25 protein-coding genes are annotated in these 22,011 nt (G+C 73.0%); 10 read left to right on the top strand and 15 right to left on the bottom strand.

Features of this window, described 5'->3' with window-relative positions:
• Positions 1-22 precede the first annotated feature (22 nt).
• From E4P38_RS18680 to E4P38_RS18625, 12 genes are all read right to left on the bottom strand, one after another.
• A complete protein-coding gene (locus tag E4P38_RS18680; RefSeq protein ID WP_135133456.1) occupies positions 23-439 on the bottom strand; it encodes a hypothetical protein in 417 nt (138 codons plus the stop codon).
• Positions 436-1,059: a signal peptidase I gene (locus E4P38_RS18675; protein WP_209309188.1), complete on the bottom strand. Its 624-nt coding sequence runs from the start codon at positions 1,057-1,059 to the stop codon at positions 436-438. The genes E4P38_RS18680 and E4P38_RS18675 overlap by 4 nt, the downstream gene beginning before the upstream one ends.
• 32 nt (positions 1,060-1,091) lie before the next feature.
• Positions 1,092-1,709 (bottom strand): TasA family protein, encoded by a 618-nt coding sequence (locus tag E4P38_RS18670; protein WP_135133455.1) that lies wholly within the window; start codon positions 1,707-1,709, stop codon positions 1,092-1,094.
• Positions 1,710-2,042: 333 nt separating this feature from the next.
• A complete protein-coding gene (locus E4P38_RS18665) occupies positions 2,043-3,833 on the bottom strand; it encodes an ATP-binding protein (RefSeq protein WP_135133454.1) in 1,791 nt (596 codons plus the stop codon).
• Positions 3,830-4,258, bottom strand: a complete 429-nt coding sequence (locus tag E4P38_RS18660; RefSeq protein ID WP_245161140.1) for a response regulator — start codon at positions 4,256-4,258, stop codon at positions 3,830-3,832. The genes E4P38_RS18665 and E4P38_RS18660 overlap by 4 nt, the downstream gene beginning before the upstream one ends.
• 216 nt (positions 4,259-4,474) lie before the next feature.
• Positions 4,475-5,140 carry a DUF3618 domain-containing protein gene (locus E4P38_RS18655; RefSeq protein ID WP_135133453.1) on the bottom strand — a complete coding sequence of 222 codons (666 nt, stop codon included), beginning with the start codon at positions 5,138-5,140 and terminating at the stop codon, positions 4,475-4,477.
• Between the two features lie 19 nt (positions 5,141-5,159).
• Positions 5,160-5,666 carry a phage holin family protein gene (locus E4P38_RS18650; protein WP_135133452.1) on the bottom strand — a complete coding sequence of 169 codons (507 nt, stop codon included), beginning with the start codon at positions 5,664-5,666 and terminating at the stop codon, positions 5,160-5,162.
• A gap of 3 nt (positions 5,667-5,669) precedes the next feature.
• A complete protein-coding gene (locus tag E4P38_RS18645) occupies positions 5,670-6,461 on the bottom strand; it encodes a hypothetical protein (protein WP_135133451.1) in 792 nt (263 codons plus the stop codon).
• A gap of 199 nt (positions 6,462-6,660) precedes the next feature.
• Entirely contained in the window at positions 6,661-7,479 is an 819-nt protein-coding gene (locus E4P38_RS18640) for an enoyl-CoA hydratase/isomerase family protein (protein ID WP_209309187.1), read from the bottom strand.
• Between the two features lie 13 nt (positions 7,480-7,492).
• Positions 7,493-8,413, bottom strand: coding sequence for a neutral zinc metallopeptidase (locus E4P38_RS18635; RefSeq protein WP_135133450.1), 921 nt, complete (start codon positions 8,411-8,413; stop codon positions 7,493-7,495).
• A complete protein-coding gene (locus E4P38_RS18630; RefSeq protein WP_135133449.1) occupies positions 8,410-9,075 on the bottom strand; it encodes an SIMPL domain-containing protein in 666 nt (221 codons plus the stop codon). The genes E4P38_RS18635 and E4P38_RS18630 overlap by 4 nt, the downstream gene beginning before the upstream one ends.
• Positions 9,076-9,100: 25 nt before the next feature.
• The gene (locus E4P38_RS18625; protein ID WP_245161139.1) at positions 9,101-10,693 is read right to left on the bottom strand and encodes a helicase HerA-like domain-containing protein; all 1,593 of its coding nucleotides are present in this window, start codon (positions 10,691-10,693) and stop codon (positions 9,101-9,103) included.
• Positions 10,694-10,813: 120 nt separating this feature from the next.
• Here E4P38_RS18625 and E4P38_RS18620 point away from each other — a divergent pair, with 120 nt between their 5' ends.
• From E4P38_RS18620 to E4P38_RS18600, 5 genes are all read left to right on the top strand, one after another.
• A complete protein-coding gene (locus E4P38_RS18620) occupies positions 10,814-11,212 on the top strand; it encodes a hypothetical protein (protein ID WP_135133448.1) in 399 nt (132 codons plus the stop codon).
• A gap of 16 nt (positions 11,213-11,228) precedes the next feature.
• Positions 11,229-12,482, top strand: coding sequence for a glutathionylspermidine synthase family protein (locus E4P38_RS18615; RefSeq protein WP_135133447.1), 1,254 nt, complete (start codon positions 11,229-11,231; stop codon positions 12,480-12,482).
• 9 nt (positions 12,483-12,491) lie between these two features.
• Positions 12,492-12,938 (top strand): nitroreductase family deazaflavin-dependent oxidoreductase, encoded by a 447-nt coding sequence (locus tag E4P38_RS18610; protein WP_135133446.1) that lies wholly within the window; start codon positions 12,492-12,494, stop codon positions 12,936-12,938.
• A gap of 127 nt (positions 12,939-13,065) precedes the next feature.
• A complete protein-coding gene (locus E4P38_RS18605) occupies positions 13,066-13,623 on the top strand; it encodes a SigE family RNA polymerase sigma factor (protein ID WP_135133445.1) in 558 nt (185 codons plus the stop codon).
• Positions 13,613-14,203, top strand: a complete 591-nt coding sequence (locus E4P38_RS18600; protein ID WP_135133444.1) for a hypothetical protein — start codon at positions 13,613-13,615, stop codon at positions 14,201-14,203. The genes E4P38_RS18605 and E4P38_RS18600 overlap by 11 nt, the downstream gene beginning before the upstream one ends.
• A 3-nt stretch (positions 14,204-14,206) precedes the next feature.
• On the opposite strand, the gene E4P38_RS18595 is transcribed toward E4P38_RS18600, so the two are convergent.
• Positions 14,207-15,271 (bottom strand): winged helix DNA-binding domain-containing protein, encoded by a 1,065-nt coding sequence (locus tag E4P38_RS18595; protein WP_135133443.1) that lies wholly within the window; start codon positions 15,269-15,271, stop codon positions 14,207-14,209.
• Between the two features lie 39 nt (positions 15,272-15,310).
• On the opposite strand from E4P38_RS18595, the gene E4P38_RS18590 reads away from it, so the two are divergent.
• Positions 15,311-15,922 (top strand): class I SAM-dependent methyltransferase, encoded by a 612-nt coding sequence (locus E4P38_RS18590; RefSeq protein ID WP_135133442.1) that lies wholly within the window; start codon positions 15,311-15,313, stop codon positions 15,920-15,922.
• 117 nt (positions 15,923-16,039) lie between these two features.
• Positions 16,040-16,471 (top strand): DUF1801 domain-containing protein, encoded by a 432-nt coding sequence (locus E4P38_RS18585; RefSeq protein ID WP_135133441.1) that lies wholly within the window; start codon positions 16,040-16,042, stop codon positions 16,469-16,471.
• Here the strand turns inward: E4P38_RS18585 and E4P38_RS18580 are convergent.
• On the bottom strand, positions 16,450-17,112 hold the full coding sequence (locus E4P38_RS18580; RefSeq protein WP_245161138.1) for a phosphoribosyltransferase family protein: 663 nt from the start codon (positions 17,110-17,112) through the stop codon (positions 16,450-16,452). The genes E4P38_RS18585 and E4P38_RS18580 overlap by 22 nt on opposite strands.
• Before the next feature lie 228 nt (positions 17,113-17,340).
• Between E4P38_RS18580 and E4P38_RS18575 the strand changes: the two genes are divergently transcribed.
• Together E4P38_RS18575 and E4P38_RS18570 are read left to right on the top strand one after the other, a co-directional pair.
• On the top strand, positions 17,341-17,550 hold the full coding sequence (locus E4P38_RS18575; RefSeq protein WP_135133440.1) for a hypothetical protein: 210 nt from the start codon (positions 17,341-17,343) through the stop codon (positions 17,548-17,550).
• Positions 17,551-17,593: 43 nt separating this feature from the next.
• On the top strand, positions 17,594-19,213 hold the full coding sequence (locus E4P38_RS18570) for an ABC-F family ATP-binding cassette domain-containing protein (RefSeq protein ID WP_135133439.1): 1,620 nt from the start codon (positions 17,594-17,596) through the stop codon (positions 19,211-19,213).
• 120 nt (positions 19,214-19,333) lie between these two features.
• Here E4P38_RS18570 and E4P38_RS18565 read toward each other — a convergent pair whose 3' ends face one another.
• On the bottom strand, positions 19,334-20,563 hold the full coding sequence (locus E4P38_RS18565) for an amino acid deaminase/aldolase (RefSeq protein WP_135133438.1): 1,230 nt from the start codon (positions 20,561-20,563) through the stop codon (positions 19,334-19,336).
• Between the two features lie 106 nt (positions 20,564-20,669).
• Between E4P38_RS18565 and E4P38_RS18560 the strand changes: the two genes are divergently transcribed.
• On the top strand, positions 20,670-22,010 hold the full coding sequence (locus E4P38_RS18560; protein WP_245161137.1) for a D-arabinono-1,4-lactone oxidase: 1,341 nt from the start codon (positions 20,670-20,672) through the stop codon (positions 22,008-22,010).
• The last annotated feature ends 1 nt before the right edge of the window (position 22,011 follow it).

The raw sequence follows: 22,011 nt of genomic DNA, 5'->3' as shown, positions 1-22,011 counted from the left end.
GGAAATGCTCAGGAGCCGGCGGTCAGCACTGGAAGGCGACCGACTGCGCCGATTCCTTCGACCAGCCGTAGGCGGTCTGAGTGGTCAGCGTGTACTTGATGGAGTAGGCGGTGACGTAGTACGGGTCGATCGTCTGGCTCCAGCTGGTGGCCGTGGGGCCGAGCTGCGCGGTCTGGACGAATCCGTCGCTGAAGTAGACGGAGACGACGTAGCCCGAGACCCGCGGCGAGCCGCTCAGGGCCCAGGTGGCCGACATCGTCGCCGGCCGGCCGCAGGTGAGCTTCCCGACCACGTTCGCGGGGGCGGCGACCGTCGTGGTGCTGATGGTCGTCTTGACCGCGACCGCCTCCGAGTAGGTGGCCGACGCCGGGACGCTGGCGCCGATGATGACGGCGACGGTGAGGCCCAGCAGGATCAGACCGCGGCGGATGCCGTTCATGTCTCGTCCTCCTCGTCGCGGGCGGGGCGCCAGATGGTGAGCAGGAGCCAGCCGACCAGGAGGGCCGGAGCGCCGTAGAGCAGTGCCTGCGTGACCACGGGGGCGCGCAGGGCCTGGATCACGTGGCCGAGCTCCGGGATGACTGCACGTACCTGGTAGGCGGTGTCGCCTTCCAGCGTCGCCGTCCACGGGTCAGCCGCCTGGTTGGCGTCACCCTTGGTCTGGACGCTGACGGTGCCGTCCGGAGCGGTCTCCACCGAGATGACGCGGTGGGTGACCAGGCTGTGGTCCTCGATCGGGCGGTGGTAGGTGATCACCATGCCCTCGGTGACCTCCGAGGTCGCGATCGGCGTGACGATGGTGACGTCACCCGGGTCGATCTCCGGCGCCATGCTCGCGGTCAGCATGGTCATCGTGCGGTAGCCGAGCACGTGCGGTCCGACGGCCAGGAGAGCGAACGTCAGTACAGCCAGTCCCACCAGTCCGCGGACCAGCCACGGGGCGAGCAGCCCCACGTAGTGGCGGGCCTTGCCGGCGAGGCCGGCGGCGGAGCGCTTGTCCTCGGCCGGGGGCAGCTGAGCTGCTGCCCCCGGGCGACGGACAGGGAGGACTGCGGTCATGACGTGATCTCCGTTAGGTCGTCAGGCCGTGATCAGCGGGAGGTGCCGGTGCGCTGCGTGCCCGTGAAGGTCAGGCTCAGCGCGGCGGACTTGCCCTGGAAGGTGTTGTCGGCCGACACGGGCAGCGAGACCGCGAAGGTCAGGTAGTCCGTGGCACCGGCGACCAGCGACGCGGGGTTGCTGAGCGTCATGTTGGTGACGGCCGGACCCGAACCGAGCAGACGCTCGGTGCCGGAGCAGGTGTAGGTCGCCGCGGAGGCGGTGCCACCCTGGGTCCACGGGACGGAGCACGCCTTGACGGCCAGCTGCAGGCCGTTGGTGGCGTCCGTGGTGAGGATGCTGGGGGTACCCACGGTCGAGGCGAGCGTGACCGAGCCGAGAGCCGAGGAACCGTCGTTGATGAGGTTCACGGCGCGGGTGAGCGAGTCGCCCGGCACGAAGTTGCTCGTGGTGACCGGAACGGTGAAGCCCTGCTGCGTCACGTCGATCGAGAGGGTGCCCGACTGGATGGTCGTGGCGACCGGGGTGGAGCTGTCGGTGAAGGTACCGAAGGTGCCCAGGCCGGCGACGGCCGCAGCCGCACCGATGACGCCGAGCGAGCCGACGACCTTGCGGGCCTTGGTGCTGGAGGCGATGTTCTTGGCGTTCATGTCTGCGTTCTCCCTGTGTCCGGTTCGTGTCGACCGGGGATTCCGGCGACAAGGAGAACTCTGGAGGGGTAACCGCAGGCCACCCGCCAGCGATCCGCAAGGAATCCGCAAGGGATGCGCGGAGTAGCCGCGGATCGGGGTCTTTTCCCGGTTTTCCGGGCTTTTCGGGCTTTGTCCGGGCCGCTCGCCTACTCGTCAACCGCCCTGAGAACCAGGCGGGATCTGCCGACTGTCGGCTTCTCGTCCCCTCACGACCCCCGAGGCGACGACAACCCGACACTGGACGACGCCGCCGCGGTGGTTGTCGTCCGAAGGACGACGATGAGCACAGTGTTACAGCGGGAGCGTCAGCGTGAAGGTCGTACCCGCACCCTCGGCGCTGACGAGGTCGAGCATGCCGCCGTGCGCGGTGGTGATGGCCTTGGTGATGGCCAGGCCCAGCCCCACACCGGGGACGGCGTTCTTCTGCGCAGTCGAGGCCCGGAAGAAGCGGGTGAAGAGCTTGCCCTGCTCGGTCGAGGGGATGCCGATGCCGGTGTCGCTGACCGCCAGCTGGGCCACCGGGGCAGCGTCGGGACGCGCATCGGTGTAGACGGCACCGTCGGGCGTCTGCCACGCGGTGCGCAGCGTGAGCGTCACCTGGCCCCCGTCCGGCGTGAACTTGACGGCGTTGGAGACGAGGTTGTCGCAGGCCTGACCCAGCCGGACGGCGTCACCGGGGACCACGAGCCCGCCCGCCGGGACGTCGACGACGATCCCGACGCCGGCCGCGGCGGCGGTCACCCGCACCGATTCCTCGGCGGAGCGGACCACCGTGGCGAGGTCGACGTCCTCGGGCTTGAGCGTGAAGCGGCCGGCATCGACCTGCGCGGTGAACAGCAGGTCGCCCACGAGACGGAGCAGTCGGTCGGCGTTGCGCTCGACCGTGGTCAGGAACGAGCGCTGCTCGTCGGTCAGCGGCTGCTCCTCGTCCTCCAGCACCAGCTCCAGGTAGCCAAGGATCGAGGTGAGCGGCGTCCGCAGTTCGTGGCTGATCAGACTCACGAACTGGTCCTTCATGCGCTCGGTGGCGCGGGCCTCGGTCATGTCGGTGCCCACAAAGTTCCAGCCGGCGTGCGCTCCCTGGTCGTCGGTGCGCGGGGTGATGGCGACCGAGACGGTCCGCTGCTGCCCGTCGGCGGCCACGTAGGTCCAGTCGCGGACGTCGCTGCCGTGCTCCTGGGCGGCGTGCACGAGCGCGGCGAGGCCGGTGGCCGACCCGTCCTCCTCGGAGACCGCCTCGAGCTCCTCCGGCAGGTGGAACTCGAGGATGGAGCGCTTGCGGACGACCTCGGGGCGCGGCAGGCCGAGCATCTTCTCCGCACCGGGGTTCCAGACGCGGATGACGCCGTCGCGGTCGGTACCGATGATCGACTGCTCGGTGACCGCGTCGATCACGCTGGTCATCGTCTGTGCGCGCGCGGCGAGCATGCGGGTGGCCTGGTCGAGCTCGTCGGCCCGGGTCTGCACCTGGGCGAGCAGCACGGCCCGTTCGTTCTCCAGGCGCTCGATCCGGGCCGCCTGGCCGGCGAGCCGCCGGGCGCCCTCGTTGACGCCGAGACCGCCGAGACCCACCGCGAGGGGGCCGAGCAGGAGCGCGCCGGGAAGGGACGTGCCCGGGGCGGTGCTGCTCGCGAGCAGCTCGGGAAGCAGCAGGGCGCCGGCCGTGCCCAGCGCGGCGACGAGGACGCCGCGTCGTCCGGGGGTCGCGACGAGCGTGAGTACCGGCCCCAGCAGCAGGAACAGCACGCCGGCCGAGCCCGTGCCGGCGGACAGCAGGCCGACCGCACCCAGGTGCACCAGCGGGACGACCAGCGCGAGGTCGCCGGCCACCGCGGGCTGGGTGACCAGGCGCGCGACCAGCGTCGCGAGGAACGCCGAGGCCAGGCCGGCCAGCACGAGTTCGCCGTCCGCGACGGGCAGCGTCCCGGTGCCGAGCAGGAGTGCGGCCACCGCGAAGAGCACGGTGGAGGGCAGGGAGCGGTCGAGGACCGTGCTCTGCCCGGAGAAGAGGGCCGTGAGACGCCCGAAGCGGCGCGGCGTGGGGTGGCCCAGGACGGCGGGGCCCACCTCGACGGCGGTCATGCGGGCTGCCGCGCGGTGAGCGCGCGGACCTGCTGGACCAGTCCGGACACCTGGAAGGGCTTGGCCAGATAGGCATCGGCACCGGCAGCGAGCCCGGCGGCGACGTCCTCGAGGGATGCCCCGGCCGACAGCAGCAGGATGCGGATCCCGGCGGTGGCCGGGTCGGCGCGCAGCGCGACGCACACCTCGAGGCCGGTCGCGCCGGGCATGGAGACGTCGAGGACGGCGAGATGGGGGAGTTCGGCGCGCGCGAGGTCCAGTGCAGCCGATCCGTCGGCGACCGAGCCGACGACGGTGCAGCCGGCCTTGCGCACGGCCAGCGTCACGAGGGCGCGGATGTCGTCCTCGTCGTCGGCGACCAGGACGCGCACGCCGGCGGTGTCCGGGGTCGCCACGGCGGCAGGTGCGGGCTGGGCCGCGTCCACGATGGCTCCCCTCGGTCAGGCGGGCCCCGGAAACGGGGCCTATGGCGTCGTCACCAGGGACAACGGCCTGCCGAGGAGGGGTCTGCAGCCCGTGGAACGCCGCTCTCACCCCTGCGGGTGAGCCATGAAGGCGTTGCGGGAGGGGACAGCACAGCGCCCCGCCGGGAGAACCCGGCGGGGCGCTGTCTGGTGCGGTGGGTCAGGTCGACCCGTGGATCACGATCCGGACTTGCTCTGGACCTTCTGCTTGGCCTGCTGGGCGGTGCCCTGAACGTCGGCGGCAGCGGACTTGCCTTCCTCCGCGACGGTCGAGGCAGCATCCTGAGCGGTCGCCTTGACCGACTCCACGGCGTCCTGCGCAGCCGGCTTGAGCTGCTCGCCGATCTCCTGAGCGGCCTGCTTCGCGGGCTCGAGCAGCGCGTCCTTGTTCTCGCGGATCGCCGTCTCGGCCTGCTGGGCCAGCTGCTTCTCCTTCTCCGACGCCGGCAGGAGGCTCGAGACGAGCCAGCCGACGCCGAAGGCGATGAGCCCGGCGGCCATCGGGTTGCCCTGGGTCTGCTTCACGATGGCGTCCGGGGCCTGCTGTACCGCACCGGCTGCCGACGACGCGGCGCCCGACACGGTGTCAACGGCGCTGGATGCGGCGCCCTGCACCGAACCCGCGGCGTTGGACGCCATGCCCTGGGCCGAAGAGGTCGTGTCCTGAGCGCTGCCCATGACCTTCTCCTTCAGGTTGCTGATGCGTCCCTTGGCCGCGGTGACGCGGCGGTCGACGACGCGAGCGGGGTTGACCTTCTCGTTGAGGGCGTCCACGTCGTAGCTGAGCTCGCGACGGGTGTCCTCGATCTGCCGGCGGATGACGTCCGGGTCACTGCTGGTCATGTCTGGTACTCCCTCGTGGTCAGTTGGGCTTCAGAGCGCCGGGGACCTGCGACAGGGTCTCCACGGTGCGCTCGGGCTTCGGATTGACTTCCTTGAACTTCTTGCGGCCCATCGTGAAGGCGACGAATCCGATGACGCCCCAGAGGACGGCGACGATCAGGGCCGACCAGCTGTGTCCCACCAGGTGCGAGAGGGCCCACCACAGAGCGATGGAGAGGAACATCAGCACCATGTAGCCGGCGAAGCCGGCGGCGCCGAACAGACCGGCACCCGTGCCGGCCTTCACCGCCTCGGCCTTGATCTCCACCTTGGCCAGCTCGAGCTCCTGGCGCATCAGGGTGGAGAGGTCCTTGGCGACCTCGCCCATGAGCGCCCCGACCGAGGTGCCCTCGACGTCAGGGCGCCCTTCCTCGGTCATGGGCGTGCCCATGGTGCCGCTGTAGTCGGCCGCGTAGTTCTGCGGCGTCGGCTCGGCGTAGCCCTGTGGTGCGCCCGCGGGGGTCGCGCCGGAGTAGGGGGTGCTCATGCGTCAGCCCACCCCGCCGGGACGCCGCGCCGGGTCGTCCCAGCCTGCCTGGGCCGACGGCGGGACGACGCTGCCCTCGGGCGGCACCGTGCCGTAGGGGGGCGGCGGGAGCGGGGCGGATCCGGCGGTCGAGTAGCTCGCGCTGGTACCCGTGTAGGTGCTCGTGGTGTCCGCGTAGGACGGCGTCGGGTCGACGTAGTTCGACTGCGCCCGGTAGCCGCTGGTCCCGTTGGACGACGGACCGGAGTCGCTGTGCGCGGCCTTCACGCCGCTGGTCAGCCGACCGGCGACGATGCCGGCAGCGGCTGCGCCGAGCAGGAACAGGCCCGGCTTGCGGCGGGCGAAGCTGCGGACCTCGTCGAGCAGCTCGGCCGGCTCGCGGTTCTGCAGCTTTCCGGCGAAGCTCTCGACGATCCCGGCGCCCTGCTGGAGCAGGTCACGCGCGGGACCGGGAGCACCGGAGCTGGTGCCGTCGGCCAGCCCGCGCAGTTCCTGCGCGAGCGAGGAGAGGCTCTGCCCGGCCTTCTGCTGCTGGGAGACGACCTGGTCCTTGACCTGGGTGCGTCCCTGGTCGAGCAGGTCCTTGGCCTGGCGCTGGGTCTCCTGGACGACTTCCTTGGCCTGATCGGTCGCGGTGGACGCGACCTGGCTGCCGGCCTGCACAGCGGTCTGCTGCACGTTCTTGGCCTCGTCCTTGGCGACGTCGGCGGTCGACGGCGCGGTCGTGGTGGTGGTGGTGGTGCCCGTTCCGGTGGTGGCGGGGGGCGGGAACGGGGCGTCGATGGAGTGAGTCATCGGTCCTCCTCGGCAAGTGGTTCACGGTCAGGAATGGCGCCCCTGGCCGCTACCTCAACCCGGCGCATCCATGCGCCGTTGGTTGTGAGCGGGCAGGCAAGGTGACGCGGCGGATGCCGCATCGGTCCCCGTCTTCTTCAGGGAGCGCCGCAGCCACCTGGTACCCCGGGTGTGCCGCTGCCGAAACGGAAACGTCCTGTCAGCCTGACCAGGGAAATCGCGGAGGCCGCCGGTCGGCGAAGGCGGACACTCCCTCGGCCAGTTCGCCGACGGCGATGGTCTCCCGGTACCAGCGCGCGACCAGGTGCTCTCCGTCGCTGCCCGAGGCGAGCGCGGCCACCGTCTCCTTGGTGGCCCGCTGCGACAGCGCCGAGCGGCTCGCCAGGATGTCGGCGAAGCGGTGCACCTCCGCCTCGAGGTCATCGGCGGGGACGAGCTGGTCGACCAGCCCCACGCGCAGTGCTGTGGGCGCGTCGATCAGCTCCCCGCTGAACAGCAGGTACTTGGTCATCGCCGGCCCGACGAGGTCGAGGAGGGCCTTGGTGGAGGACGGCGTGTAGACGATGCCGACCTTCGCCGGCGTCACCCCGAACACGCCGGTGGGATCGGCGAAGCGCAGGTCGCAGCAGGTGGCGATCTCGACACCACCGCCGATGCAGTGCCCCCGGATCATCGCGACGGTCGGCTTCGGGAAGTTCCGGAGCGCGGCCTGGGCGGCGAGGTTGTCCCGCCGGACGACGGCCATCGGGTCGGCCGGATCCGGACCGCCGAGCAGTTCGGAGATGTCGGCGCCCGCGCAGAAGCTCGGGCCGGCACCGGTCACCACGAGCACGCGGACGTCCGCGTCGTCGGCGAGTCCGGCGAGGACGCCGGGGAGGCCGGCCCACATCGCGGCGGTCATGGCATTGCGCTTCTCGGGGCGGTCGATCGTCAGCCGTGCGACGTGTCCCTCGCGGGACACCCGGAGCGTGGCCCCCGTGCAGGGACCCGCCGCGAGCTTGCGAGGGGTGGGGGGCACGGGGGTCCTTTTCCTAGCCGAGATCGTCGGTGCCGAAGGTGTCGCACTGGTTCGGGTCGCCGGTCTCGTAGCCGGTCGTGAACCACTTCTGCCGCTGCTCGGAGGAGCCGTGGGTGAACGCGTTCTGGTCGACCCGGCCGCTGCCCAGGTTCTCCTGGATGAAGTCGTCGCCGATCCGCGCCGCGGCGTCCAGCGCCCGGCTGATGTCGTCGGCGTTGATCTCCTCGATGAGCGGGGCGCCCGACTCGTCCGGCACCGTCTCGGCGTGGTTGGCCCACGCCCCGGCGTAGCAGTCGGCCTGCAGCTCGAGGCGGACGGTGCCGCTGGTGGGACCGGTCTCCCCCGGGGTCACCTGGGCGTTGGTGCCGAGCAGGTTCTGGACGTGGTGGCCGTACTCGTGGGCCAGCACGTAGGCGTCGACGAACAGGCCGCCCTGGGCGCCGAACTGCTGCTGGAGCTGGTCGAAGAAGGTCAGGTCGATGTAGACGAGCTGGTCGGCCGGGCAGTAGAAGGGCCCCGAGCCACTGGAGGCACCGCCGCAGCTGGTCTGCACCGAACCCTGGAAGAAGACCGTGTCGGTGGGCTGGTAGCGGTTGCCGAGGGCCGTCGTCCAGAAGTCCTGGATCGACTCGACGTCGGCCACCACGGCGCACTCGACGGAGTCGTTCGCGTCCGCCCCGGTCTGGCACCGCTGGTCGAGCGCGGTGTTGTCCGTCGTCTCGCCCTGACCGAGCCCGCTCAGCCCGCCGAGGGCGGCGCCGCCACCGCCACCGCCGCCTCCGCCGGCCAGCTGGAGGACGACGACGATGAGTAGGCCCACCAGGCCGAGGCCTCCGCCGCCGACCGCGATCCCGCGGCCGCCGCCCATGCCCCCGCGACCGCGGCGGTCGCTGACGCCGGACGTGTCGAGCCGGCCGCCCTCGCGGTACCTCATCCTCGGAAGACCTCCTGATCGGGTTCGGACATCGTGAACCGCACCTCCACCGCGCCGTGCACCTGCTGCCGGGCCGGCACGAGGTCGAGGTGCGGCTCGCTCTCGAACCGTGCCATCGCGGGCATCGCCCCCGCGACTTGGAAGTCGCCGCCGCCGAGCCCGGTGTCGCTGACCTGGACGAGTGCGGTCAGCCGTGCGCCGAAGGCCGCCGCGTACTGGCGGGCCCGCGTGACGGCGTCCCGGACGGCGGCCAGGCGCGCCTGCTCGGCGGCGGGGCTGTCGCGGCGCAGCCGCCAGTACGGACCCGACACCTCCACGTCGTCGAGCCGGCCGAGCGCGACCACGAGCTCGCCGACCGCCTCGAGACGGCCGAGGGTCAGCCGGGTGTGCAGCGAGGCCACCGGCTCGCCGGGCGCCCGCCGGTCCCGCACCTCGAGGTAGACCGACACCCCGGTGGTCTCGACGACCTCGACCGCGTCGCCGGCGGCCGCCACCACCCCGGCCACCTCGTCCTGGCGTGCGCTGCACCGTTCGAGCGCGGTCTGCCGGTCACGGGCGCGCACGCGGACGGTGACGTCGACGTCGGCGATCTCCGGCTCGACCACCAGCGTCGCCTCGCCGCGGACGACGACGGTGGGACCGCCCGGCTTCGGACTGCTCATGCCGGCAGTCTCGCGTACCGCGCGATCAGCGCCGACGCCGTGTACCGAAGATCCCGCGGCTGATCTCCCGTCCCAGCGCGGAGGCGGCCGAGCGGGCGAAGGACTTGAAGGCCGACGAGCCGAGCACCGCCCCGACGACGCCGCCCTCGGCGGCCTCGGGCTCCCGGCTCCGTCGTCGGGAGGGCGTCCGCTCCGCCCGGGGCGCGGGTTCCCTCGTTTCCGGCTCCGGCTCCGGCTCCGGCGCGAGCTTGGCGGCGAGGCGTTCGTAGGCCGATTCCCGGTCGATGCTCGTCCCGTAGCGGGCCTGCAGCGGGGAGGCGGCCACGATCCCCGAGCGCACCGGCTCCTCGACCGTCCCCATCCACGACCGCGGCGCCCGCAGCATCGTCCAGGCGACGGGCGTGGGTGCGCCGCGCTCGGAGAGCACGGTCACCGCCGCCTCGCCGGTGCCGAGGGCGGGGAGCAGCTCGCCGAGGTCGTAGTCGGTGCTCTTCGGGAACGTGCGCACCGTCTTGCGCAGGGCGTCGGCGTCCTCGGGGGTGAAGGTGCGCAGGGCGTGCTGCACCCGGTTGCCGAGCTGGCCCAGGACCGAGCTGGGGACGTCCGTGGGGTTCTGCGTCACGAAGAAGACGCCGACGCCCTTGGACCGGATCAGCCGCACGGTCTGGGTGACCGCCTCGAGGAAGTCCTTGCTGGCGCCGGTGAACAGCAGGTGCGCCTCGTCGAGGAAGAACACCAGCTTCGGGCGGTCGAGGTCGCCGACCTCGGGAAGCTCCTCGAACAGTTCCGCGAGCAGCCACATGAGGAAGGTCGAGAAGAGCGCCGGCCGGTCCTGCACCGCCCCGAGCTCCACCGCACTGATGACCCCCCGCCCGTCGGACGCCTGCCGCAGCAGATCGGCGGGCTCCCAGGCGGGTTCGCCGAAGAAGACGTCGCCGCCGAGGTCCTCGAGCGCGATGAGCTCACGCAGGATGACACCGGCCGTCGCGGGGGAGAGGCCGCCCAGACCGCGGAGGTCGGCCTTGCCCTCGTCGCTGGTCAGCCAGGTGAGCACGGCCCGGAGGTCCTTGAGGTCGAGCAGGGGGAGGCCGGCCTCGTCGGCGTAGTGGAAGACCAGCCCGAGGGAGCTCTCCTGGGTGTCGTTGAGGTCGAGGACCTTCGACAGCAGCACCGGTCCGAAGTCGGTGATCGTCGCGCGGACCGGCACCCCGGTGCCCAGGCCGCCGAGCGCGAGGAACTCCACCGGGAAGCCGGTGGGCGCCCACGGGTCGCCGGTGTCGGTGGCCCGCCGGGTCACCCGGTCGCCCGCCTCGCCCGGCCGCACCAGCCCGGCCAGGTCGCCCTTCAGGTCGGCGAGCACGACGGGCACCCCCGCCGCGGACAGCTGCTCGGCGATCAGCTGCAGCGTCTTGGTCTTGCCGGTGCCGGTGGCCCCCGCGATGAGTCCGTGCCGGTTCAGCATCGCCAACGGCACCCGTACCTGGGCCGTGGGATGCGGGGTCCCGCCGAGCACCACCGAGCCGAGCTCGATCGCCGGGCCGTCGGTGGCGTAGGCGGCAGCGATCCGGTCCGCGGCCTCGGACTGGTCCGGTGCCGGGACCCCGGGAGCATCGGTCACGGCGCGACGGTAGCCGGGGACCTGGCCGTACGCAGGTCGCCGATCCCCGGGACCGGGCCCGCTCGCCGGCGCGCGGGCCGACCTATTGTTCTGGGCGACCGACGGCATCGAGGAGGGCACATGGCGGTCTCGAACCGTGTCCGCGCCGCCCTGACGACGACCGTGCTCACCACCGCGGCCACCGGCTTCATGGCCGGCTGCGGAGTGGGCGGCCAGGAGGAGGAGCAGGTCGCGTACTGCACCGACGAGAACGGCGAGATCGTCGACGACGAGTACTGCGACGACGGCTACAACGGCCCCGGCGCCGGCTTCTTCTTCCTCTACCTCGGCGGATTCGGCCGCGGGCTGCCGGTCGGCACCGTCCTCCCCAGCGGCGGCACTCGGATCAACCCGACCGACACCGCCGCCCGCCAGCGGGCCGGCCTGCCGAGCACCGGCAAGGTGAGCGCGGGCACCCGGGTCAGCGGCGGGATCGGCAGCGGGGTCGGCAACCGCTCGGGTACCGGCGCCGGCAGCTAGTGCCCGTCGCGCCCACGTGAGACGCATCGAGAGCGGCGTCGTCCGGCCCGGCTGGGAGGCCGAGATCGAGGCCCAGGGCCTGGTCTACAACCGCACGCACCTGCCCGGCGGCGAGGTCCGCAGCTACTGGCGCGAGGGTCCCTTCTACGACTTCTCGATGGCCGAGATCCAGCGGCTGGAGGGTGCGGCGGCACAGCTGTTCGAGATGTGCGTGGCCGCCGGCGACCACATCGTCGACAACGAGCTGTTCGACCGGCTGCGCATCCCGCCGATGGCCCGACCGCAGATCCGGCGCACCTGGGAGTCCGAGCCGCCGAGCATCTACGGCCGCTTCGACCTGCGCTACGACGGCGAGGGCTCCCCGAAGCTTCTGGAGTTCAACGCCGACACCCCGACCGGGCTGGTCGAGTCCGCCGTCACGCAGTGGAACTGGCACCTGTTCACCGGCCAGGGCACCGACCAGTGGAACGCGCTGCACGACAAGCTGGTCGCGGCCTGGCAGCGCAACCTGCTGAAGTGGGAGCGGCGCACCGGCATCCGCCCCCGGGTGCACCTGGCCTGGACCAGCGAGGAGACCTCCGGCGAGGACCGGATGACCGTCGCCTACCTGATGGACACGGTGGTGCAGGCGGGCTACGAGGCGATCGAGCTCATCGTCGAGGACATCGTGCTCGACGACGGCGACGGCCGGTTCTACGACCAGCAGGGCCGCCACCTCGACGTCGTCTTCAAGCTCTACCCCTGGGAGTGGCTGATCGAGGACGAGTTCGGCCCAGCCGTCCTCGCTGACGGGATGCGCTCCGGTGGGACGACGTGGGTGGAGCCGGCCTACAAGATGCTGTGGAGCACCAAGGCGCTGCTGCCGGTCCTCTGGCAGCTGTTCGGCACCGACCCGGTGCTCGGCCAGTACCTGCTGCCCGCGTACTTCGCCGACGAGATGCCGGGGTCGTGGCGGGACTACGTGCGCAAGCCGCTGTGGGGCCGCGAGGGTGCCAACGTCGCGATCGTCCGCGACGGTGCGGTGACCGCGGAGCAGCCCGGCCGCTACGGCACCGAGGGCTTCGTCGTCCAGGAGTTCGCCCCGCTGCCGGACTTCGCGGGGGTCGACGGTCCGCACCACCCCGTCCTCGGCGTCTGGGTGGTCGACGGGGAGCCCGCGGGCATGGGGATCCGCGAGAGCGACGGGCTGATCACCGACAACCTCAGCTATTTCGTGCCGCACACGGTCGACTACGTCCCTCCCCGTGCCGGGCGGCGCCAGGAGTCCTAGGTTCGGTGCATGCCACTGGAGGGGAAGTACGAACCGAGTCCGGCGAAGTGGGTTCGCGACCAGGTAGAGCTGTATGAGCGCACCGGTGGCCGGGAGGGCAACACGTTGCGCGACCGTGGCCTGCCGGTCGTCGTCTTCAGCACCCGTGGCGCGAAGACCGGCACGGTGCGCAAGCAGCCGCTGATGCGGGTGGAGCACGACGGCGCCTACCTGATGGTGGGTTCCAAGGGCGGCGCTCCGGACGATCCGGTGTGGGTGGCCAACCTCCGCGCGGCCCCGGACCAGGTCACGGTGCAGGACGGGCCCGAGCCGTGGGACGGCGTCGCCCGCGAGCTGTCCGGCGACGAGCGGTCCGAGTGGTGGGATCGGGCCGTGGAAGCCTTCCCGGACTACGCCGACTACCAGAAGAAGACCGACCGCCAGATCCCCGTCTTCCTCGTCGAACGGCGCGGCTGACCCCCCGGGGGACTACCCGGCCCCGAAGCCGTGCTCCCGCCGTGACAACCCCCGGCGTATTCCGAGCGTCTCTGTCGTAGTGGCCTGCGGTGTGTCCGCAGCGTCCCGGGCAGAGGGAGTCGGGATCATGCTGGTCGCGGTCAGCGCGGGAGAGGCGGGTGGAGTGGACCAGCCGGTCGCGATCGGGGCGGAGTGGGACGGCGCCCTGATCGACCTCTACCGGGCGCAGCGGCCGCCGTTGCTGCGCCTGGCGGTGCTGCTCACCGACGACGCTGGCACGGCCGAGGACGTCGTCCAGGACGCCTTCCTCGCCCTGCAGCGCCGCTGGCACGCGGTCGATCCCGCCGCGGCGGTCGGCTACCTGCGGACGTCGGTGGTCAACGGCGTCCGCACCCTCTACCGGCGCCGCCGGGTGGCGCGCCGGCACCTGCACACGGCCGGACCCGAGGACGTCCCGTCGGCCGACCTCGCCGTGCTGCTCACCGAGGAGCACCGGGAGGTCGTCGAGGCGCTGCGGACGCTGCCCCGGCGGCAACGGGAGGTGCTCGTGCTGCGCTACTGGTCCGAGCTCAGCGAGGCCGAGATCGCGGCAGCGCTCGGGATCGCCCGGGGCACCGTGAAGTCCAGCGCCTCCCGGGGCCTGGCGTCCCTGCAGAAGCACCTGGGAGACCGCCGTGCCGGATGAGCTGGAGCAGCGGCTCCGCAGCTCGCTGCGCGCGTACGCCGACCTGGTGGACGAGCCGGACGAGGACGAGCTCCCGGCCCCCCGGACGGAGATTCCGCGGGCCCGCTCCGGCCGCTGGCGGGAAGGGGTCCTGGCGGCGGCTGCTGCCGCGGCGGTCGTGACGTGGACGTTCTGGGTGGTCACCGACGACGACACAGGCGTGGAGACCGCCACGGGGACGGCCCTCTCGAGCACGGAGGGCTCCGCCGAACTGCCGACGGGCGACGCCGCCGCGGCGGCCGGTGCGCCGGAGGGGCCGGTCCCCTCGTCCACGGACTCTGTCGCACCGGGTGTCGCCTCCCCGCTCGACCTGTACACGCATTGCGGCGTGCTCGGCACCGACGTCGGTGGCGTGTGGTTTGCGGCCGACCCGCCGCTGGTGGACGGTGCCGGCAACCCGCCGCCGGGCTGGGGCAACCCGTACCAGCCGGGCACGCTGACCCTCGTGACCGCCGACGAGGCGGTGTTCGCCGACGACGCGGGCCACGTCGTCCGGCTGCGCGCGGCCGATGAGTCGGCCCGCCCGGCGCCCTGCGACTGAGCGCTACGGCAGGCGGGCGGCGCGGTCGCGGATCTCGGCCGTGAGCGCCTCGGGGAACGAGGTGAACGGGGTTGCGGTGACCGTCCGCTTCGCGCCGCGACCGGTCCACTGCCAGGTGCCGACGATGCGCCCGCCGTGCACGACGGTCGAGCGGAACATGCCGTTGTTGCCCGGCACGATGCGGTCGGCGAACTCCGGGTCGAGGATGGCCCGCCGGTCGCCGTAGCCCAGCACGAACTCGTCGAAGCCGGGCAGCAGGAACAGCCCGCCCGCCGCCTTCCGGCAGCCGGCCAGCCGGTCGGGTGTCGCCGGGTCCATCAGATGTTCGACGCCGTCGACGTCGAGCGCCTCGAGTTCCGGGCGTGCGACGGCCAGGCCGGCACGGACGTCGCGCAGCGGGATCCCGGCCCACCGCGCCAGGTCCTGGACCGTCGCCGGCCCGTGTCCGAGGAAGAAGCGCCGCGCGAGCTCGCCCAGCGCCTCCTCGCCGGCCAGCCGCCGGGGTGTCCGGACCCAGTCGTCGAGCAGCACGAACAGCTGCTCGCCGGCGCCGTCGGTCGGGCCCAGGCAGAGCGTGCCGGTCTGCGCGAGGTACCAGAGCAGGTGGTAGCCGCGCTGGCCGGTGGTCGCGACACCGCCGTCCTCGATCGCGGCGAGCAGGTCGGCCCGGCGCATCCGGCGACCGCCGTCCAGTGCCCCGAGCACGATCTCCCGCGCGCGCTCGACGTCGGCCTCGGTGAGGAGCAGGCGCTCCCGGCGGCCGGCCAGGCCGGCCATGGCCCTCGTGCTGAGCAGTGCGAGCATCCAGTGCAGGTCGTCGGCGGCGAGCACGTGCAGGGTGCCGCGCATCGGCCACGACCGGACGATCTCGCCGTCGTCCAGAGCCATCTCGACGTCCGAGCGGCGCCGGTCCGCCGTCCGCAGGGCGATGGAGGTGACCGCACCCGGGAAGTCCTGACCCTGCACGGCACCGAGCCGCCGGACCACGTCGACGGGGGAGGCGCCCCCCGGCCCGGCGACCCACTGGGCGGCCAGCCGCAGCAGTGCGACCTCCGGCACCGGCAACATGGCCACACCGTCCCAGGCGGGTGCGACAGACTCCAGTGCATGCGGGCGGAGGACTGGGACGAGCGGTACGCCGAGCGGCAGCAGTGGTCGGCCGAACCCAATGCGCAGGTCGCCGCGCTGCTCGCGGACCTTCCCCCGGGGGACGCGGTCGACCTGGCGGCGGGCGAGGGACGGCATGCCCTGTGGCTGGCCGGGCTCGGCTGGCACGTCACCGCCGTCGACTTCTCCGACGTCGGCCTGGCCCGCGGCCGGGCGCAGCCGGGAGCCGACCGGGTCAGCTGGGTGACCGCCGACGTGACCACCTGGTCCGCCGAGCCGGCGAGCCTCGACCTCGTGCTCGTGGCCTATCTCCACCTGGCCGAGGCCGACACCACGGCGCTGTTCACGAGGGCGGTCGGCTGGCTGCGTCCCGGCGGGCGGCTGCTCGTCCTCGGGCACGACGTCGAGAACCTCACCGCCGGTGTGGGAGGACCGCAGGAGCCCGGCATCCTGCACAGCGTCGACCGGCTCGCACCGGTCGAGGCCCTGCTCGACGTCGACCGGCTGGAGCAGATTCGACGGCAGACGCCGGCCGGTACGGCTCTGGACACCCTGCTGTGGGGCCGCCGGCCTGAGGAAATGCCCAGTTCCGGCGGTAGCGTGTCGGCATGACGGGACGGAGCGACGCCGAGCGGCGCAAGCGGATGGTGGCCATGGTCGTCGTGTTCGCGATGGTGCTGGCGGTAGGGGCGACGCTGCTGTCCATCGTCCTGAGCTGAGGAGACGGGCATGCCCGACGACGTCGAGGCCTGGTTCGCCGCCGCGGGTGACCGCGAGCAGGAGCTCCGCCGGGTCGACGCGCTCGTCACCGCTGCCGCACCCGGGATCGACCGGCAACTGGTGCCGGCCGGTGCCTCGGCGATGCTCGGCTACGGGCTGATGCCCTACCGGCCCCGGTCGGCCAAGGAGACCACGATGTGGCCGCTCATCGCCCTCGCCGCCCAGAAGCGGCACCTCTCCCTCTACGTGGCGGCCGTCGTCGACGGCGGCTACCTCGCCGAGACCCGCGCCGACCGGCTCGGCACGGTCTCCTGCGGCAAGAGCTGCATCCGCTTCACCTCCTTGGACCGGGTGGACACCGGCGCGCTGAGCGAGCTCGTCCGTGATGCCGTCGCTGCCACCGCGGCAGGGGAGAACGGCTACTCGGCCGCACCCGCCTGAGACCTGGCGGCCCGCTCGAGGAGCTCGATGACCTCGTCGTCCTCGGTCGCCCGGAAGTCGACGTAGAACTGCCCGACCGCCCCGAAGTCCCGTGGCACCTGGAGGCAGACCAGCTCGTCGGCGTCGTCGGCCAGCTGCCGGGCGGCCTCCCGTGCGCAGACCGGTGCGGCGAGCACGATGCGTGCCGCGCCGAGGGCCCGCGCGACGGCGCACGCGGCCCGGGCGGTCGAGCCGGTCGCGATCCCGTCGTCCACGAGGACGACGGTCCGCCCGGTGAGCGGGATGCGCCGCCGGTCCCCCCGCAGGTACCGGACGCGGCTCTCCACTTCCGCCTGCTCCCGCCGCTCGCCCTGCTCGAGGTCCTCCTGATCGACACCGGCCAGCCCGACCACGCGGTCGTTGACCACCACCACGCCGCCCTCGCCGACGGCGGCCATGGCCAGCTCGCGCTGGAACGGGACGCCCACCTTGCGGACGACGATGACGTCCAGGGGCGCGCCGAGTGCCCGGGCGGCCTCGGCAGCCACCGGGACGCCGCCCCGCGGGAGCCCCAGCACGACGACGTCCTGACGGCGCAGGAACTCCAGCCGTCGACCGAGCAGCCGCCCGGCGTCCTTCCGGTCGCGGAACCGCACGGGCACCTCCGGGAAGGTCGATGCGTACGTACCCGGATGCTCGACCATCCGCGGCCGGACCGACAGGGGACCGGACCCGATCGGGCGGCCGCGTGCTCTCCGGAGCGGACACGCCGGGGGCCGTCGCACCGGGGACCTTGGTCCCTGGTCCCCGGCCCTCGCGGCGATGAAGGTGTGCCTCTACGGGAATCCGCCCCCTGCTGCTCCGGCGGCACGCGAATCGAAGGACCGTCCATGGCGTTGGCAGTTCTGCCCACCGGCCCTGACCTGTCCGTCCGTTCCGCCACCACCCGACTCGCTGAGGAGTTCCCGGAGCTCAGCGCCCACTCCATCGTCCTGGTCGTGCGCACCTGCCGGGAGGAGCTCCGCGGGTCGCCCGCCGACGCGCTCCCGGAGCTGGTCGAGCGCCTCGCCCGCCAGCGGCTGCGGGTCTCCCTCGACTGAGCCGCTGCGCTAACCCGGTTGCCGCGTCCCGGATGATGGAGCGGTGGGCTACGTCGACGTGAGCGGGGTCAGGCACACCCTTCCCGACGGGCGGGTGCTCCTGGACGACGTGAACTTCCGCATCGGAGAGGGCGCCCGCGCCGCCCTGGTGGGTGAGAACGGGGCCGGCAAGACGACGCTGCTGCGGATCATCGCCGGCGACCTCGTCCCGGAGGCGGGATCGGTCGCCCGCACCGGGGGGCTCGGCGTGATGCGCCAGTTCATCGGCTCGGTCCGCGACGACACGAACGTGCAACGCTTCCTCGTCGACCTCTCACCGCCCGCCGTCCGCGAGGCCTGGGACGCACTGGAGGCCGCGGAGCTGGCCCTCATGGAGACCGACGACGAACGCGGCCAGATGACGTATGCCCACGCGCTCTCGCACTGGGGCGACGTCGGCGGCTACGAGGCCGAGGTCACCTGGGACACGGTGACCGTCGCCGCGATCGGCATCCCGTACGACGGCTGCAAGTACCGGGAGCTGTCGACGCTCTCCGGCGGTGAGCAGAAGCGCCTGGCCCTGGAGGCGCTGCTGCGCGGCCCCGACGAGGTGCTGCTGCTCGACGAGCCGGACAACTACCTCGACGTCCCCGGCAAGCGGTGGCTCGAGGAGCGGTTGCTGGACACCCGGAAGACCGTGCTCTTCGTGAGCCACGACCGGGAGCTCCTCGCCCGCGTCGCCGACCGCGTGGTGACCGTCGAGGGTGGGTCCGCCTGGGTGCACGGCGGCGGGTTCGTCAGCTACCACGAGGCCCGGACGGCGCGGCACGAGCGGCTGGCCGAACTCCGGCGCCGCTGGGACGAGGAGCACCAGCGGCTGATCGACCTCGTCCGCACCCTGCAGCAGCAGGCGGCCAACTCTCCCGACATGGCCAACCGGTATCACGCCATGCAGACCCGGCTGGCGAAGTTCGAGGCCGCCGGCCCGCCCCCGGACCGCCCGCCGGAGCAGAAGGTGGCCATGCGGCTGCGCGGTGGACGCACCGGCGTGCGCGCGGTCATCGCCGAGCAGCTCGAGCTCACCGGGCTGATGAAGCCCTTCGACGCCGAGATCTGGTACGGCGACCGGGTCGGCGTCCTCGGTGCCAACGGCGCGGGCAAGTCGCACTTCCTGCGGCTGCTCGCGGGTCAGGCGGTGACGCACACGGGGGAATGCCGGCTCGGCGCGCGCGTCGTCCCCGGGTTCTTCGCCCAGACCCATGCCCACCCGGAGTGGCAGGACCGGACGCCGGTCGACCTGCTCTGGCACGGCGAGCCGGGACGTCCGGGCGTCGACCGCGGGCGGGCGATGGCGGCGCTGCGCCGCTACGGCATCGCCGACCAGGGGGAGCAGCAGTTCCGGACGCTGTCGGGCGGGCAGCAGGCGCGGTTCCAGATCCTGCTGCTCGAGCTCTCCGGCGCCACGCTGCTGCTGCTCGACGAGCCGACCGACAACCTCGACGTGCTCTCGGCGGAGTCGCTGGAGGACGCGCTCGGGGCGTTCGAGGGGACGGTCCTGGCGGTCACCCACGACCGCTGGTTCGCCCGCTCGTTCGACCGGTTCCTGGTGTTCGGCGCCGACGGGCGGGTCTACGAGTCGACCGAGCCGGTGTTCGACGAGACGCGGGTCCAGCGCGCCCGCTGAGGGCCGGCCGGTCGGCTTCCCGAGTTGATCATCGGATACGTGCACGCGCGGTCGGTGTGTCCGCCCGTCGCCACCCGAATCGCGTGCACTCATCCGCTGATCAACAACAGCGAGGGTCGATCAGCCGAAGGCCTTGCCCTCACCGCGGTAGGTGGGCAGCGCGCCGGTCAGCCGGTCGCCGGCCAGGGTGTGCAGCTCGTTTCCGTGCTCGCAGATCTCGCCGGCCTTCGCGTGGCGGAACCAGACCCGGTCGCCGACCCGCAGCCCCGCCGTCCCGGAGCCGCGCAGGGGGGTCTGCACCTCACCGGTCCCCTCCGGCGGGAGCCAGGCGAGCCCGGTCGGGTAGGTCGGCACGGGCAGCCGGTCGGCGCCCGGCGGGCCGGAGGCGGTCCAGCCGCCCCCGGCGACGGTCACCGTGCCAGGGGCAGGGATCCGGGTCACCGGGACGGCGAAGAACGTCGCCGGCCGGGCCGCGAACGCCCGGTACCCGTCGAAGAGCACGGGGCAGTACAGCCCCGATCCTGCGGCGACCTCGGTGACCGCGTCCTCCGCCGCCGTCCGCTCGACGCTGCCGGTCCCGCCGCCGTTCACGAATTCCAGCGGCGCCACGGCGGAGACGGCGGCGACCACGTCGGCCCGGCGCCCGGCCAGCTCGCGCGCCGACACCTTCTGCATCCCGCGGACGGCGAGCCCGCGCAGCGGCCGGTGCGCGGGGGCGTCCTGGACGCCCGCGATCTGCGCCTCGTAGGCCATGAGGCCGACCAGCGTGAAACCCGGTCGCGCGGTCACCTCCAGTGCGAGGGCGAGGGCGTCGACCACGGAGTGCACGGGTGAGCGGCGCACGCCGACGTGGACCCGCCCCCCGGCCGCCCGGAGCGAGGCGTCGACGTCCAGGCAGATCCGCAGGGGCGCCCTCCGGTCCGGGGGGACGACGCTGTCGACGAGGTCGAGCTGCTCGCCCGAGTCGACCATCAGGGTCACCCTCGCCGCCGCGGTCTCGTCGGCCGCCAGCCTCCGCAGCGCCGACCGGTCGGCCGACGGGTATCCGACGACGACGTCGGTGCTCACCGGGTCCTCGCCACCACTGAGCCAGAGGGCCTCGGGCAGCGTGTAGGCCAGGACGCCGCTGAAGCCGGGCCGGGTGAGCACCCGGCGCAGCACGCCGCGGTTGCGGACCGACTTGCTGGCCACCCGGATCGGTGTCCCCGCTGCGCGGCGCACCAGATCGGCGGCGTTGGCGTCGAGTGCGTCCAGGTCGAGGACGGCCAGCGGCGGGTCGAGGTCGGCGGTCGCGCCGTCCAGCCGGGCCCTGGCGCGGTCGGCCGCGAGGGCGGGCTCGGGGAGGCTCATCACGGCGCAGCGTGCCGGTGAGCACGGTGGCGGGTCAACCCGACCAGCCGTTGACCTGCACACTCCCGGGGCAGCAGAGTGCGTGCGACCGATGAAGGAGGCCTGCGTGACGGAAGCTCCGGCGCCCCCCGGGACCCGTACGCGCTGGCACAACTGGGCCGGCAACGAGCGCACCACCGCCGAGGTGGTGCACCCGGGGTCGACCGACGAGGTGGCGGCCGTCCTCACCGCTGCCGCGGCGGCCGGCCGTCGGGTGCGGCCCATCGGCAGTGGCCATTCCTTCACCGGGATCGGCCGGCCCGAGGACATCCAGCTGGGCTGTGCCGGTCTGGCGGGTCTCGGCGAGGTCGGCAACGACGGGCTCGTCACCGTCGGCGCGGGCATCCCGCTGCACCGGCTGAACGCCGAGCTCGTCCGGCGCGGCTGGTCGCTCACCAACCTCGGCGACATCGACCGGCAGACGATCGCGGGCGCCTTGTCGACCGGGACGCACGGCACGGGAGCCCGGTTCGGCGGGCTCGCCACGCAGGTGCGAGGCCTGCAGCTGGTGACGCCGGACGGCGCTGTCCTCGACTGCGACGCCACCCGCCATCCGGAGGTGTTCGCCGCGGCCCGGATCGGGCTGGGGGCGCTCGGGGTGCTGACGACGGTGACGTTGCAGGCCGTCCCCGCGTTCGCGCTGCGGGCCGTCGAGGGGCCGGGCACGCTCACCGCCGCGCTGGAGGGCTTCGACGACCTGATGACCTCGACCGACCACGTCGAGTTCTACTGGTTCCCGCACACCGACGTGACCCTGCTGAAGTGCAACACCCGCGTGCCTCTGGAGGAGGGGCTCGCCCCGCTGCCACGGTGGCGGGCCGTCTGGGACGACGAGATCCTCGCCAACGGTGCCTTCGCCGGCGTGGTCGCTGCCGGTCGCCGGGTGCCCGCGCTCATCCCGCCGCTGGCCCGGATGTCGGCGAAGGCGCTCGGTGCCCGCACCTGGACCGACCACTCCCACCGCGTCTTCGTCAGCCGCCGCCGGGTGCGCTTCCTGGAGATGGAGTACGCGATCCCGCGCGCCGACGCACCGGCCGTGCTCGCCGAGCTGCGCCGGGTCCACGAGACCAACGACTGGCGGGCCGCGTTCCCGGTGGAGGTCCGCGTCGCCGCCGCGGACGACGTCCCGCTGTCCACCGCGTCCGACCGGGACAGCGCCTACATCGCCGCCCACGTCCCCGCGGGAACGGATCCGGGATCCTGGTTCGCGGCGCTGGAGTCCATCGCCGGCGAGGTCGGGGGCCGGCCGCACTGGGGCAAGCTGCACGGCCTCGACGCCGAGATCCTGCGGGCGCGCTATCCAAGGTTCGGCGAGTTCGTGGCGCTGCGGGACCGGCTCGATCCCGGCGGCGTCCTCACCAACGCCTACCTGGACCGCGTGCTGGGCCCGGCCGGCCGGCGCGGCTGAG

Source organism: Blastococcus sp. CT_GayMR16 (assembly GCF_004570875.1).
GTDB lineage: Bacteria > Actinomycetota > Actinomycetes > Mycobacteriales > Geodermatophilaceae > Blastococcus_B.
Note: the sequence above shows the minus strand (reverse complement) of the source record. Positions and strands in the feature narration are given on the sequence as shown.